This window comes from Rhodopseudomonas boonkerdii (assembly GCF_021184025.1).
Classification (GTDB): Bacteria; Pseudomonadota; Alphaproteobacteria; order Rhizobiales; family Xanthobacteraceae; genus Tardiphaga; species Tardiphaga boonkerdii.
Genome location: NZ_CP036537.1, coordinates 1,204,319 through 1,217,838, shown reverse-complemented (window position 1 = coordinate 1,217,838; position 13,520 = coordinate 1,204,319). Strand labels below are relative to the sequence as shown.

Below are 13,520 nucleotides of genomic sequence, written 5' to 3'. Positions count from 1 at the left end.
CCCGGGCTTGTCAATTAGAAACACCTGACGGGTTCGGTGCCGAGATAGCCGAGCAGCAGGCCGACGCCGAACACTAGCACCAAAGCCGCGGCGCCCAGTTCAATCCCGCGCATCACCAGCGCGCCGGAACCATCCCGGCTCCCGGCAAAGCGCGCGGCAAGGCCCTTGGCGGAAACGGCGATGACCGCGATGGTGGCCACGGTAATGGCGGTGCCGAGGCCCATCACGAACGTAGCGGCAATGCCGGCCCAGAACAGGCCCTGCGCCAGCGCGAACACCAGCACAAGGATCGCCCCCGAACACGGCCGGATGCCGACGGTCAGCACTGCCGACAGCCCGCGCGCCCAGCCGCCGGGGCCGGCGAGCTGATCCGGCGTCGGGCCATGGGAGTGGCCACAATGATCGCAGTGCTCGTCATGGGCATGATGGTGGTCGGCGTGACCATGATGAGTATGAGCGTGAGAGTGAGCTTCCGCATGAGCCGCATGGGCATGCGCATGGCCGTGATCATGGTGATGGTGGTGATCATGCCCGTGATCGTGGGTGTGGCTGTGCGCATGGGCGGATGCATGCGCCACCGCCAGTTGCGGACCGCTCGCACCGAGCGAGGGCCTGATCGCGCGGAAGAAACCGCGCCCCTTGATCCAGACCAGTCGGGCGCCGAAGGCGGCGATCAGGCCGTAGCTGGCGATCTCCACCACGCGTTCGGTGCTGCACATGGTCCGCGCTGTCACGTTCAGCAGCCACGCACCGATGCCGACGATCAGCACGGCCACCAGCGCTTGCATCAGCGCCGAGACGAAAGACAACACGATGCCGCGTTTGGCCGTCTCCTCATTGGCGACGAGATAGGACGAGATCACCGCCTTGCCATGACCGGGACCAGCGGCATGGAAGATGCCGTAGAGGAAGGAGATGCCAAGCAGGGTCCATACCGCGCTGCCATCGGATTTGGCGGCGCGGATCGTCGTGGAGATCGCGCGATAGAATTCGGATTGTTTGGTCAGCAGCCAGCCGACGATGCCGCCGACCTGCGAGTCCGGCGCGGCGCCCTTGGGCGCACCGAACGGGTTTTGCGCGAAGGCGTGATGCAGCGAGGCGTCGGCGATGACAACAGTGACAAGCCCCACACACAACAGCATCGTCATGGCCGGGCCTGCCCCGGCCATCCATCTTCCGATACGCGCAGCCAAAGTTGGATGCCCGGGACAAGCCTGGGCAGGACGTGGAGAGATATGCGAACTCATGGGCAGTCCACCGTCACCTTGTTGGCGAACATCGCGCCGAAATTGCTGTTCTCGCCGTTCATGAAGGTGTCTTCATTCATGGTCTGCGCCTTGGCGGCGCCGTCGGACGGCCGCTGGATTCCCATCGTGCAGGCGGCGGGCGCACCGACGAGCTTGATCGGGTCCTTCTTCTCCAGACTGAAGTCGATGAAGAAGGACGGATCGAAAACTTCCAGCGCCAGCTTCTTGGTCTTGAACGGCGTCTTGAACGGCAGCGTGAAATGCAGGGTCAGACCGAGGTCAGTCTTTTCCAGATAGTAGTCGATGGGATCGTTGAAGCGTTCCTTCTTGCCATCCGCCTTGGCGAAGGTGAAGAAGGCATATTCCTTCAGCGACTCCACATTGGTCTGGGCCAGCGGAGCCAGCTCCTCGCGCGTATAGGTGCCCGGCGTCTTGCTTGGGATTCCCTGCAGCGCGTAGGTCGAGAACATGTCGTCGAACGTCCAGGCGTGGCGGACGCCGGTGATGGTACCATCCGGCGCATAGAGCAATTCGCTCCGCGCCGCGACGAAGACATGAGGATGCGCGGACGCGGCGGCGATACCGCTCAAAGACACGGTCGCGATGGCGAGCAATCCGAGAAGGCTCCGAATCACGTTTCGCACCTCACGCCGCGTCCAGCAGACCACGCCGTCGCAGCAACGCATCGGCTTCCGGCGGGCGGCCGCGGAACGCAATGTAAGCCGCCTCCGGGTCCACCGAGCCACCCGACGAATAGATGTCGTCATGCAGCCGCCTGGCCGTCGCAGGATCGAAGATATTACCGGCTTCCTCGAAGGCACCGAACGCATCGGCGTCCATCACTTCCGACCACATGTAGCTGTAATATCCCGAAGCATAATGGTCGCCGGAGAAGATGTGAGCGAACTGCGTGGGCCGGTGCCGCAGCGCGATTTCCTCGGGCATGCCGATCTTTTCCAGCTCCTTCTTCTCGAAGGCCGCAACATCGATGGAGGCCGACGCCGGCTGGGTATGGAATTCGAGGTCGATCAACGCGGAGGACACGAATTCCACCGTCGCGAAGCCCTGGTTGAATTTACGGGCAGCGATGAAGCGCTTGAGCAGGTCGTCCGGCAACGGCTCGCCGGTCTGGTAGTGCCGAGCGAATTGCTGCAGCACTTCCGGCCGCTCCTGCCAGTGCTCGTAGAGCTGCGACGGCAGCTCGACGAAATCGGTGAAGACCGAGGTTCCCGACAATGAGGGATAGGTCACGTTGGACAGCATGCCGTGCAATCCATGGCCGAATTCGTGGAACAGCGTGCGTGCATCGTCCGGTGACAGCAGCGACGGCTGACCGTTCGTGCCCTTGGCGAAATTGCAGATATTGAGCACCAGCGGCGCCGTATCGCCGTCGAGCTTCTGCTGATCGCGCAGCGAGGTCATCCAGGCGCCCGAGCGCTTCGAGGACCGCGCGAAATAGTCGCCATAGAACAGCGCCTTGTGCTCACCCTTGCTATCCTTCACCTCCCAGACACGTACGTCGGGATGCCAGACAGGTACATCCTTGCGTTCGTGGAAGGTGACGCCGAACAGTTTCGTTGCCACATCGAATTGCGCGGCAATCATGTTGTCGAGCGCGAGATAGGGCTTGATCGCCGCATCGTCGAAATTGGCGCGGCGCTGGCGCAGCTTCTCGGCATAGTAACGCCAGTCCCAGGCGGCGAGTTTGAAATTGCCGCCCTCCTCCGCGATCAGCTCCTGCAGCGCATCGCGATCGGCCAGAGCGCGGGCACGAGCCGGTTTCCAGACCCGCTCCAGCAGGTTGCGGACAGCCTCCGGCGTCTTCGCCATGGAATCTTCCAGGCGATAGGCCGCGAAGGTCGGATAGCCGAGGAGCTTCGCCCGTTCCTCGCGCAGCTTCAAAATCTCTCCGATGGTCGCGTTGTTGTCGTTCGCATTGCCGTTGTTGCCGCGCTGGATAAAGGCCTTGTAGGCCCTCTCACGCAGATCGCGCCGGGTCGAGCTCTGCAGGAACGGCTCCATGGACGAGCGCGAGGTGGTGACGATCGCCTTGCCGGCCATGCCACGCTCTTCCGCGGCCGCCTTGGCCGCAGCGACAAAACTCTCGCTCAGCCCGTCGCGGTCGTTCTCACCGAGCTCCATGAACCACTCCTGCTCGTCGCCAAGCAGATGGTGGCCGAAGGTAGTGCCGAGATGGGCGAGACGTTCGTTGATCTCCGCCATCCGCGCCTTGGCCGCATCGTCGAGGCCGGCGCCGGCACGGTGAAAGCCCGTATAGGTCCGCTCCAGCAGGCGCTCCTGCTCGGGCTTGAGATGCAGGTCGGCACGCCTGTCGCGCAACGCCGCGATGCGGCCGAACAGCACCGCATTCATCATGATCGGCGACCAGTGCCGCGCCATCCGCAGCGACACCTCCTTGTCGATCTCCAGGATCGCGGGATTGGAATGCGCCGACACGAGGTCGTAAAACACCGCCGCGACCTTCGACAGCAGCTTGCCGGCGCGCTCCAGCGCGGTGATGGTGTTGGCGAAATCGGGAGCCGACGGGTCGTTGACGATGGCCGCGATCTCGCCGGCATGGTCGGCAAAGGCCTGCTCGAAGGCCGGCATGAAATGTTCCGGCTTGATCTCGTCGAAGGGCGGGGTCTCGAACGGGGTCTGCCACGGCTTCAGAAGGGGGTTATCGAGACCTTTCGACGCAACCGGCGAAACCTGCGTGTCCGACATCATAAATCCTGCTTTACGGCCCAAATTATGCGCGAAACTATACCACGCATGGGGCTTTTTTGAGCCTTCCGGGGCGTTTTCGAGCGATCCGGATGCTGAATCAGGTCGAGAAAACGCGTCAAAACAAAAGGCTGGCGCTTGCCGCAGCGGGCGTTTTCGGAGAGATTGCGCGCGCAAACAGGACCTTATCGACCATGACCACCTCCACCGGATCCCGCCGCATCAACTGGCCCAGCGTCATCACCGTCATTTCGGCGGCGATCCTGATCGGCGCCGAGGTCTTTGGCGCGGCCTTCGCAGGCGGATGGGCACTTTCGATCCTGTTCGGTCTGGATACCTTCGGCGAACACGTGCTTCAGGTCGTTCTATTCCTGTGCGGCGTGGCGGTCATGGCGGCCTTCATGCGCACCGCAGCCCGCGTCGAGCCTTTCACGCGGAAGGGCTGAACCCATCCTGCCGTTGCCCGGCTCGACCGGGTAACCAGTCGACGCCGGCGCCCGCGTCCTGCGATGACCGACACCGCTCACCGGATCCGCTGCCTTCGCGGAGGGTGACGAGTGAGAGCGCGGCGATCCTCCTCAGCGTTCATTTCGATACTTCACATCTCCGCCAAGGAATCGTCGCAAACGGCTAGCCCGCTAGGCGCAAACGCGCCTCCACCGTTAACGTTCGTTCATCTTCGCGGCTCCCACTGCGTCCCGTTTGCAACGTCGCGGGCGCGCGTTGATAAAATTGCCCATCACCTCAAAAAAGATGTTGCGAGAGGGGGCCAAAGAACCTATTTGCGGTCTTGCCCAATTTCGCACGTGCCTGTGGTCGTGTGTCAGTCGGTAGGTATCCGGACAAGAGGCCGGACAGCCGCCAAGGGGCGAAGAAGCCGAGGGTCGCTCGCCAATCCCTCGAAGAGATCTTTCTCTTCGAAGAGACATTGCGGGAGGCCAGCATCTCTCTCCAGGGATGCCTTGATGAAGGCGACTTTGCTCTTTGCAACCGTGACTGGCAGCCGGAGGCGAACCGGCGCACCTCGTTCTCAACGGGGGACGCGACTTAAAGCAACGACGGAGCGGGCTTTTTTGGTCTCTACCGGCAGTCCAACGCCGGCGCGGGCTACTGAAAAGGCTTGTCCTTCATTGCCAGGTGTGCGGGCGGGAAATCTCCCAACCAATCCACGGCAGCACAGTTTGATCCGAGCGTTTTGGCTCGTCCGCCTCCATCGCGTGACGCCGCCGAAGAGCTTCGATCTTACGCATATTTGCTTTTGCGCCCCTTCTCGCGAAGGGCGTTGGGAGAGTGCCATGACCGAACGTATCCAGGAATTCCTGCGCGCCCGCCGCAACGAAGGCCTAGACACCGAGCCGTGTCTGGTCGTCGACCTCGATGTCGTGCGCGACAATTTCCAGAGCTTCGCGAAGGCCCTGCCGGACTCCCGCGTCTTCTACGCGGTGAAGGCCAACCCGGCGCCCGAAGTGCTGTCGCTGCTGGCTTCGCTCGGCTCGTGCTTCGACTGCGCGACCGTCGCGGAAATCGAGATGGCGCTCGCCGCTGGCGCAACGCCGGACCGCATCTCCTATGGCAACACCATCAAGAAAGAGCGCGACATCGCGCGCGCCTTCGCGCTGGGCATCCGCATGTTCGCCGTGGACTGCGCGCCGGAAGTCGAGAAGGTGGCACGCGTCGCGCCCGGCGCGAAAGTGTTCTGCCGCATCCTGTATGACTGCGCCGGCGCCGAATGGCCGCTGTCGCGCAAATTCGGCTGCGACCCGGAAATGGCCGTCGACGTGCTCGATCTCGCCAAGCGTCTCGGCCTCGAGCCGGTCGGCATCTCGTTCCATGTCGGCTCGCAGCAGCGCAAGGTGAAGGCATGGGACCGCGCGCTGGCGATGGCCTCGTCGGTGTTCCGTGACTGCGCCGAGCGCGGCATCAACCTCACCCTCGTGAATATGGGTGGCGGTTTCCCGACCAAGTATCTCAAGGACGTGCCGCCGGTCGTGCAATACGGCCGTTCGATCTTCCGCGCGCTGCGCAAGCATTTCGGCAACGCGATTCCGGAGACGATCATCGAGCCGGGCCGCGGCATGGTCGGTAACGCCGGCATCATCGAGACCGAGGTCGTGCTGATCTCGAAGAAGAGCGACGAGGACGACAATCGCTGGGTTTATCTCGACATCGGCAAGTTCGGCGGTCTCGCCGAGACGATGGACGAGTCGATCCGCTACGCGATCCGTACGCGTCACGACGGCGCGGAAATGGCGCCCTGCGTGCTCGCCGGCCCGACCTGCGATTCGGCCGACGTGCTGTATGAGAAGGTGCCATATCCGTTGCCCGTCACGCTGGAGATCGGCGACAAGCTGCTGATCGAGGGCACCGGGGCGTATACCTCGACCTATTCGGCGGTGGCCTTCAACGGCATCCCGCCGCTGAAGACATATCATATTTGATCTTCACCTCCCCCCGCGCGAAGCGAAGCTTGGCTAGGTGGGGAGGTCGTCCGGCGTAGCGAAGCCGGGCGGGTGGGGGTGCCACACGCTCCTGAGCCTGTGGCTACCCACACCCCGACCCTCCCCCGCAAGCGCGGGAGAGGGAGAAGAAAGCGAGATCCGGTTCGCCGGCTCTCATCCCGTCACTCACCGGAATGACAACACTCCGCCGCAAGCGGAGTGGGGACCATGCCATGACCGTTCTGCACGAGACCAACATTATCGCCCCGACCATCGCAGCCGCTCCGTTCGTGATCCGTGCGGAAACCGGCTTCGACATCGCCGCCCGTGAATCCCTGCTGGATGTGTGCTTCGGCGCCGCGCGCCATGCCCGCACCTGCCAGCGACTGCGTGACGGACGACTGCCCGCGGAAGGCCTCGCCTTCTCGGTGGACCACGAGGGCAAGCTGGTCGGCACGATCCGGCTTTGGCATGTCGACGCCGGGGGCCGAGCCGCCTTGATGCTCGGCCCCCTGGCGGTCGATCCCTCGGTGCGCACCCTCGGCATCGGCGCCGCGCTGATGACGCATGCGATCACCGAAGCCGCGGCGCGTGGCCACGGCGCCATCCTGCTGCTCGGGGACGCGCCCTATTATGCCCGCTTCGGTTTCACGTCGGAGCGGATGAACATGCTGGCCCTCCCCGGCCCGTTCGAGCCCGAACGCCTGCTCGGCTTGGAGTTGAAGCCCGGTGCGCTGGACCGCGCTCGCGGCATCATTCTGCCGAGCGGTAAGCGGGTCCGCCACACTGATACCGAGCTCACGCCATCTGCCCTCGCGGCTTGATTTGACCTTCCAGACACGGCATTGCGGGGCTCATCTCTGCAGGAGAGCCTCGCAATGACCCGCAAGCTGATTTCCACGGGATCGCCGTTCGAGAAGACCGCCGGCTACAGCCGCGCGGTGGTCGATGGCGATTTCTGCTTCGTCTCCGGCACCACCGGCTACGACTACACCACCATGACGCTGCCGGCCGATGTCACGGCGCAGACACAGAACTGCTTCAAGACCATTGAAGGCGCGTTGAAGGAAGCCGGATTCACCATGGCCGACATCGTACGCGCCACCTACTACATCACTGACGCCGCAGACGCCGACAAGGTGTTCGCGGTCACCGGTGAGCATCTCGGTGAAATCCGCCCGGCCGCGACCCTGCTCGTGGTCGCGGGGCTCTACAAGCCGGAGATGAAAGTCGAAATCGAAGTGACGGCAAAACGTCGCTCGTAAGGCCATCAGGCCGCACACCGTCATTCCGGGGCGCCGCGTAAGCTGCGAACCCGGAATCCCGACATGACAAGATTCCGGGTCTGCGCCGAAGGCGCATCCCGGAATGACAGGAGAAAAACTGGATGACCATTCCCTCGCAGATCTACGCGAAGATCACCGGCCCCATCGTCATGGTTGGCTTCGGCTCGATCGGCAAAGGCACGCTGCCGATGATCGAGCGCCACCTCGACTATGACAAGTCGCGCGTCACCGTGATCGATCCGAAGGACGAGGGCCGCAAGGCGCATTGCGAAAAGCACGGCGTGCGCTTCATCCAGCAGGCCGTGACCAAGGACAACTACCGCGAACTCCTCAGCCCGCTGCTCACCGAAGGCGGCGGCCAGGGCTTTTGCGTGAACCTCTCGGTCGACACCGGCTCCACCGACATCATGGAGCTCTGCAACGAGATCGGCGCGCTCTATATCGACACCGTCAACGAGCCGTGGCTCGGCTTCTATTTCGACGCCACCAAGGGCCCCGAAGCGCGCTCCAACTATGCGCTGCGCGAAAACACGCTGGCGGCCAAGCGCGCGCGCAAGCCCGGCTCGACCACGGCCGTGTCCTGCTGCGGCGCCAATCCCGGCATGGTGTCGTTCTTCGTCAAGCAGGCGCTGCTGAATGTCGCCGCCGACCTCAAGCTGAATGCGCCGAAGCCGAAAACCAAGGCTGAATGGGCCGACCTGATGCGCCAGGCCGGCATCAAGGGCATCCACATCGCCGAACGCGACACCCAGCGCTCGAAGAATCCGAAAGAGCCGGACGTGTTCGTCAACACCTGGTCGGTGGAAGGTTTTCTGTCGGAAGGCGTGCAGCCGTCCGAACTCGGCTGGGGCACCCATGAGAAGTGGATGCCGGAGAATGCCAAGACCCATGAAGCCGGCTGCGGTGCTGCGATCTATCTGATGCAGCCCGGTGCCAACACACGCGTGCGCACCTGGTGTCCGACCCGCGGCGCGCAATACGGTTTCCTCGTCACCCACAACGAATCGATCTCGATCTCCGATTATTTCACGGTGCGCGATGCATCGGGCAAGGCCGTCTATCGTCCGACCTGCCACTATGCCTATCACCCCGCAGACGATGCCGTGTTGTCGCTGCACGAAATGTTCGGCCGCGCCGCGAAGATGCAGGAGAAGCATCACATCCTGGATGAAAACGAGATCGTCGATGGCATCGACGAGCTCGGCGTTCTGCTGTTCGGCCACGACAACAATGCTTATTGGTACGGCTCGCAGCTCTCCATCGAGGAGACGCGCAGGCTCGCGCCCTATCAAAACGCCACAGCCCTGCAGGTGACCTCCGCCGTGCTCGGCGGCATGGTCTGGGCTCTGGAAAATCCGAACGAAGGCATCGTCGAAGCCGACGAAATGGACTTCGAGCGCCTGCTGGAAATCCAGCTGCCCTATCTCGGCCCGGTGAAGGGCTACTACACCGACTGGACGCCCCTCGAAGGCCGTCCGGGCCTGTTCCCGGAAGACCTCGACACCTCGGATCCCTGGCAGTTCAAGAACATCCTGGTTCAGGGCTGGTAGTGCAGCCCTGAACCTCACAAACTCCGTCCTCATCCTGAGGAGCGGCCATCTGGCCGCGTCTCGAAGGATGGCCGCAGAGCGCGTCGCCATGGGCCTCTTGGTTCGAGACGGCGCTGAAAAAGCGCCTCCTCACCATGAGGGATCGGCAGCGAAGGTGGCTGACAGGAGTTTCAGCAATGAACTTGGCCGGCGGATTAAGCTGCGCTAATCCGCCCCCGCCCTTCTCTCGTCAGTTGAAACCTGTGCTAGACAACAACCGGCGAACACAAGGACTCACACGGTGTCATACGCAGAACGTGCTACACAGCAGCTCGAAGTCATCCGCGCCAAACTCATCCCGCTGGATGACTATCGCAAGCTGCTGAACGGCGAAGAGCTGGTGTCGGACTGGGTGACGGTCGATCAATCCATGATCAACACCTTTGCCGACGCCACGCTCGACTATCAGTTCATCCATGTCGATCCCGAGCGCGCCAGGGAAACACCTTTCGGCGGCACGATCGCGCATGGCTTTCTGACATTGTCTCTGCTGTCGACGCTCGCCTTCGATGCCATGCCAGGTGTGGAACGCGCGCGCATGGGTGTGAACTACGGTTTCGATCGCGTGCGCTTCAACAGTGCAGTGAAAGTCGGCGCCCGCGTGCGCGGCAAGTTTCATCTGGTGGGGCTGACGGAACGTGCAGTGTCGATCCAATCGGCATGGGACACCGTCATCGAGATCGAAGGCGTGAAGAAACCGGCCCTTGAGGCGCACTGGATTACGCTGACGCTGCTGGATCCGAATGGCGACTGACACGGCAACGTGCAGGATGGGTATCACTCCGGCATGCTGCTCCTGCGCTCATCCCCATCCTACTTGATCGGTGGCGCCGTTTTCTCAGCCGGCGCAGGCGGCAGCGCGGGCTTTGTCCCGGCATCCTTGGCGTCGGCATCGGGCCGCGCAGGCTGCGGCGGCGTCTCGTGCGGGCGCTGACCGGTGGTGCCGGGCTCGGCGGGCGCCGGCGGCTTGCTTTCCGCGCCTGGCGTCGATTGCAGCGGTTGGGTGGCCTGGACCAGCCGGGCGCGCGGCGGGTCCATGGTGAGGCCAGCGGACGCCGATGTGGACGTGCCTGCTCCCATGATCGCCAGGGCAGCGACCGCAAGGCATTTTCGGAACATCATCGATTTCATCGAGGGCATGGCGTCCACCGCAATTGACTATGCGGCGACAACGGATGCGCGGGCCCAAGGTTCCCGCGACGGAGACCGTCACTCTTTGGTGCTGGAATCCCAGGTGGCATTGCGGACGCCGGGATGTGTCTCGAGTTTCACGAGCACCGCATCGAGCTCTTTCGGATCGACCGCGGTCGACACCAGCGTGGCGACGATCTCGCGCTGCGTCTCGCTCAGCTCATTCACCTCAACATCGCCGACCGGATATTTGGCGGCCTCTAACGCGTCCTGCAGCTTCTCGCGCATCACGGCCACCGCATCCGGTGTGACCGTCAGGCGCATGTAATAGGTGACTTCCGAGGACAGCGCATCGATCGGCGAGCGGTTGATCGCATTCACCAACGGCCGCAACAGCGTATTGCCGGCCAGCACGAACACCGTCAGAGCGGTCGCCTGCACGATCATGTCGGCGCCGGCACAGGAGCCGACAGCCGCCGAACTCCACAACGTCGCCGCCGTATTCAGGCCGCGAACATTCATCCCTTCTTTCATGATGACGCCGGCGCCGAGGAAGCCGATGCCGGACACGACATAGGCGATCACCCGCACCGCGCCGCCGGAGCCGTCGAGCTTCATGGCGAGATCGACGAAGGCCGCCGCGCTTACCGCCACCAGCACATTGGTGCGCAGGCCCGCCGTGCGCTGGCGGTATTGCCGCTCGGCGCCGATCAGCGTCCCCAACACAAAGGCCGTTGCCAGGCTCAACAACGTGTCGAGGAAATCCAGGGTCTGAAAGGTGGCGATAAATTTCATGCTGCCTGCATGCGTACAGGAGATGACGGGCGAATGACAATGGGCGTCCCTCCGCCTGAACGCAGGTGCGTTCAGGCGGAGGTGAGGAGTCCTAGCGGCGCAACTGCACCGCTGACAGCGCCGTCTCGAACCATGAGATGGCTTGGCCCGGCGCTCTTCGGCCATCCTTCGAGACGCCGCTGCGCGGCTCCTCAGGATGAGGGACGGCGTTACACCGCCAGCAGTCCCGCATCGCCCGCCTGGTCTGCAAAGGCCAGCAGCGAGCCACGGGCATTCCAGGCGAGCGCCGTCACCGGCTCGCCCTTGTTGGCGCGGACCAGAATCTCGGCGCCATCGACCAGACGCACCATCAGAACCGTGCCATTGCTATAGCCGCAAGCAAGGATGTCCTGCTTGGGATGGCAGGCAACCGCGGTGACCTTGGCCTGCAGCGGTGCCAGCATCGCGGGCTCCTTGCCCATCGGGCCGTCCTTGGTGGTGAACGGCCAGACGATCACGGTATCTGCGCCCGAGGTCGCGAGGCCTTTGCCGCCGGCAGTCCAGGCAATCGAACGCACACGGGCGGGATAGCCGGTCATCCGCATATGTTTGCCATCGGCGAGGCGCCAGCCATGCAGCGCCGGCTCATGCATCGCAGTGACGAGAAACTTGTTATCGGGGCTGAAAGTGACGGCCAGATGCGAGCCCTGCCATTCCAGCACTTCGGCGCTGCCGGCCATGTTGGGAAACCACAGCGTCACGCCATTGTAGTGCGCGATGCCGAGCCGCATGCCTTTCGGCGCGAAAGCGAGGCCGCCGACGGTGGACGGCACATCGAAACTCTTCACCTCGCCCTTCGGCGCCTGCACAAAGGCCGTCTTGCCGGCCGACCACGCCACGGCGCCATCGGGATGCAGAGCGACATTGTCGATCCAGCGCCGCTTGGCATCGGTGGCAAAGGTCGAGACCGCGCCCGCCTGATCGACGATCAGCACCTTGCCGTCGTCCGCCCCCATGGCGATACGCTTGCCGTCGGACGCCGAGCACAGGATGCCACCGAAGGCGACATCGACGGGCGCTGCGCTGCCACCCTGATCGACCAGCGTCACCTTCTCTTCGGCACCGACGAACACAGCTTTGTCGCCGAGAAAATGCACGGCCGACACGGCTGCGCCGATCGTGACCCCGACCACGCGGTCGGTGACGGAGACGATCGACTCTTGCTCCTTGAGCGGATTGAAATCGGACATCAGGCGGGGATGCAGCGTTCGAAGCCGTCGCGGATCGTCTGCTCGGGCAGTTCGCGGCCGATAAAAACGAGGCGGCTTTCGCGCTTCTCGTCGTCGCGCCAGGGGCGCTGGTGATCGCCTTCCAGCATCATATGCACGCCCTGGAAGACATAGCGGTCGTCATCGCCGACGAAGGAGATGATGCCCTTGGAGCGCAGGATCTTGCCGCCCTCTCTGGCCATCAGGTCCTGCAGCCAGGGCATGAAAGTCGAGGGATCGAGCGCCTTGTCGGTGCGCAGCGACAGCGATTGCATGTCCTCGTCATGATAGTGCTTGAGGCCATGGCCGTGGTCATGATCGTGGTGGTGATGATGATCATGGCCGTGATCGTGATGATGATCGTGACCATCGCCGGCTTCGAGGAATTCCGGTTCGATCTCGAGGATGCGATCGAGATCGAAGGCGCCGCGGTCGAGCACGTCTTCCAGCTTCACCTGCGCACGCTGGGTGCGATGAAGCCTCGCATAGGGATTGATCGCGCGGATGCGGGCTTCGACTTCGGCGAGCTCGGGCGCGGTGACAAGATCGGTCTTGTTGAGCACGATGACGTCGGCAAAGGCGATCTGGTTCTTGGCTTCCGGCGCATCCTTGAGACGGTCGCTCAGCCACTTGGCATCGGCCACCGTAACGACCGCGTCAAGCCGCGCATTGGCCTGCACGTCCTCATCGACGAAGAAGGTCTGCGCGACGGGCGCGGGATCGGCGAGACCCGTGGTCTCGACAATGATGGCGTCGAACTTGCCCTTGCGCTTCATCAATCCTTCGAGAATGCGCACGAGATCGCCGCGCACGGTGCAACAGACGCAGCCATTGTTCATCTCGAACACTTCCTCATCCGCGCCGATAATGAGGTCGTTGTCGATGCCGATCTCGCCGAACTCATTGACGATGACGGCGTATTTCTTGCCGTGGTTCTCCGTGAGGATGCGGTTCAGGAGCGTGGTCTTGCCGGCGCCAAGATAGCCGGTCAGCACGGTCACGGGGATTTTTTCGGCAGCGGCAGTGGTCATCGCAGAGGTTCTCCAGGCGCGGCCCTCAC

Annotated in this window: 13 protein-coding genes; 6 read left to right on the top strand and 7 right to left on the bottom strand. The window is 63.3% G+C overall.

Going from position 1 to position 13,520, the window contains the following annotated elements; all coding sequences use genetic code 11:
- Nucleotides 1–14 precede the first annotated feature (14 nt).
- The 3 genes from E0H22_RS05660 to E0H22_RS05650 form a co-directional block, all read right to left on the bottom strand.
- Nucleotides 15–1,142 carry a nickel/cobalt transporter gene (locus E0H22_RS05660; RefSeq protein ID WP_233026156.1) on the bottom strand — a complete coding sequence of 376 codons (1,128 nt, stop codon included), beginning with the start codon at nt 1,140–1,142 and terminating at the stop codon, nt 15–17.
- 101 nt (nt 1,143–1,243) lie between these two features.
- Nucleotides 1,244–1,933: a DUF1007 family protein gene (locus E0H22_RS05655; RefSeq protein WP_233024673.1), complete on the bottom strand. Its 690-nt coding sequence runs from the start codon at nt 1,931–1,933 to the stop codon at nt 1,244–1,246.
- A complete protein-coding gene (locus tag E0H22_RS05650) occupies nt 1,893–3,974 on the bottom strand; it encodes a M3 family metallopeptidase (RefSeq protein ID WP_233024672.1) in 2,082 nt (693 codons plus the stop codon). The genes E0H22_RS05655 and E0H22_RS05650 overlap by 41 nt, the downstream gene beginning before the upstream one ends.
- 194 nt (nt 3,975–4,168) lie before the next feature.
- Between E0H22_RS05650 and E0H22_RS05645 the strand changes: the two genes are divergently transcribed.
- The 6 genes from E0H22_RS05645 to E0H22_RS05620 all read left to right on the top strand — a co-directional run bounded on the left by E0H22_RS05645 (nt 4,169) and on the right by E0H22_RS05620 (nt 10,041).
- Nucleotides 4,169–4,420, top strand: a complete 252-nt coding sequence (locus tag E0H22_RS05645) for a hypothetical protein (protein WP_233026154.1) — start codon at nt 4,169–4,171, stop codon at nt 4,418–4,420.
- An 849-nt stretch (nt 4,421–5,269) separates the two neighbouring features.
- The gene (locus E0H22_RS05640; RefSeq protein ID WP_233024671.1) at nt 5,270–6,412 is read left to right on the top strand and encodes a type III PLP-dependent enzyme; all 1,143 of its coding nucleotides are present in this window, start codon (nt 5,270–5,272) and stop codon (nt 6,410–6,412) included.
- 233 nt (nt 6,413–6,645) lie between these two features.
- Nucleotides 6,646–7,236 (top strand): GNAT family N-acetyltransferase, encoded by a 591-nt coding sequence (locus E0H22_RS05635; protein ID WP_233024670.1) that lies wholly within the window; start codon nt 6,646–6,648, stop codon nt 7,234–7,236.
- A 54-nt stretch (nt 7,237–7,290) separates the two neighbouring features.
- Nucleotides 7,291–7,677 carry a RidA family protein gene (locus tag E0H22_RS05630; RefSeq protein WP_233024669.1) on the top strand — a complete coding sequence of 129 codons (387 nt, stop codon included), beginning with the start codon at nt 7,291–7,293 and terminating at the stop codon, nt 7,675–7,677.
- Nucleotides 7,678–7,799: 122 nt separating this feature from the next.
- Nucleotides 7,800–9,248 (top strand): homospermidine synthase, encoded by a 1,449-nt coding sequence (locus tag E0H22_RS05625; RefSeq protein WP_233024668.1) that lies wholly within the window; start codon nt 7,800–7,802, stop codon nt 9,246–9,248.
- A gap of 280 nt (nt 9,249–9,528) precedes the next feature.
- Nucleotides 9,529–10,041 (top strand): MaoC family dehydratase, encoded by a 513-nt coding sequence (locus tag E0H22_RS05620; protein ID WP_430715218.1) that lies wholly within the window; start codon nt 9,529–9,531, stop codon nt 10,039–10,041.
- Between the two features lie 59 nt (nt 10,042–10,100).
- On the opposite strand, the gene E0H22_RS05615 is transcribed toward E0H22_RS05620, so the two are convergent.
- The 4 genes from E0H22_RS05615 to E0H22_RS05600 form a co-directional block, all read right to left on the bottom strand.
- A complete protein-coding gene (locus E0H22_RS05615) occupies nt 10,101–10,427 on the bottom strand; it encodes a hypothetical protein (RefSeq protein WP_233024667.1) in 327 nt (108 codons plus the stop codon).
- Nucleotides 10,428–10,496: 69 nt separating this feature from the next.
- Nucleotides 10,497–11,213, bottom strand: coding sequence for an MgtC/SapB family protein (locus E0H22_RS05610; RefSeq protein WP_233024666.1), 717 nt, complete (start codon nt 11,211–11,213; stop codon nt 10,497–10,499).
- Between the two features lie 209 nt (nt 11,214–11,422).
- The gene (locus tag E0H22_RS05605) at nt 11,423–12,442 is read right to left on the bottom strand and encodes a WD40 repeat domain-containing protein (RefSeq protein ID WP_233024665.1); all 1,020 of its coding nucleotides are present in this window, start codon (nt 12,440–12,442) and stop codon (nt 11,423–11,425) included.
- Nucleotides 12,442–13,491, bottom strand: a complete 1,050-nt coding sequence (locus E0H22_RS05600; RefSeq protein WP_233024664.1) for a CobW family GTP-binding protein — start codon at nt 13,489–13,491, stop codon at nt 12,442–12,444. Before E0H22_RS05600 ends, E0H22_RS05605 begins: the two co-directional genes overlap by 1 nt.
- Between the last annotated feature and the right edge of the window lie 29 nt (nt 13,492–13,520).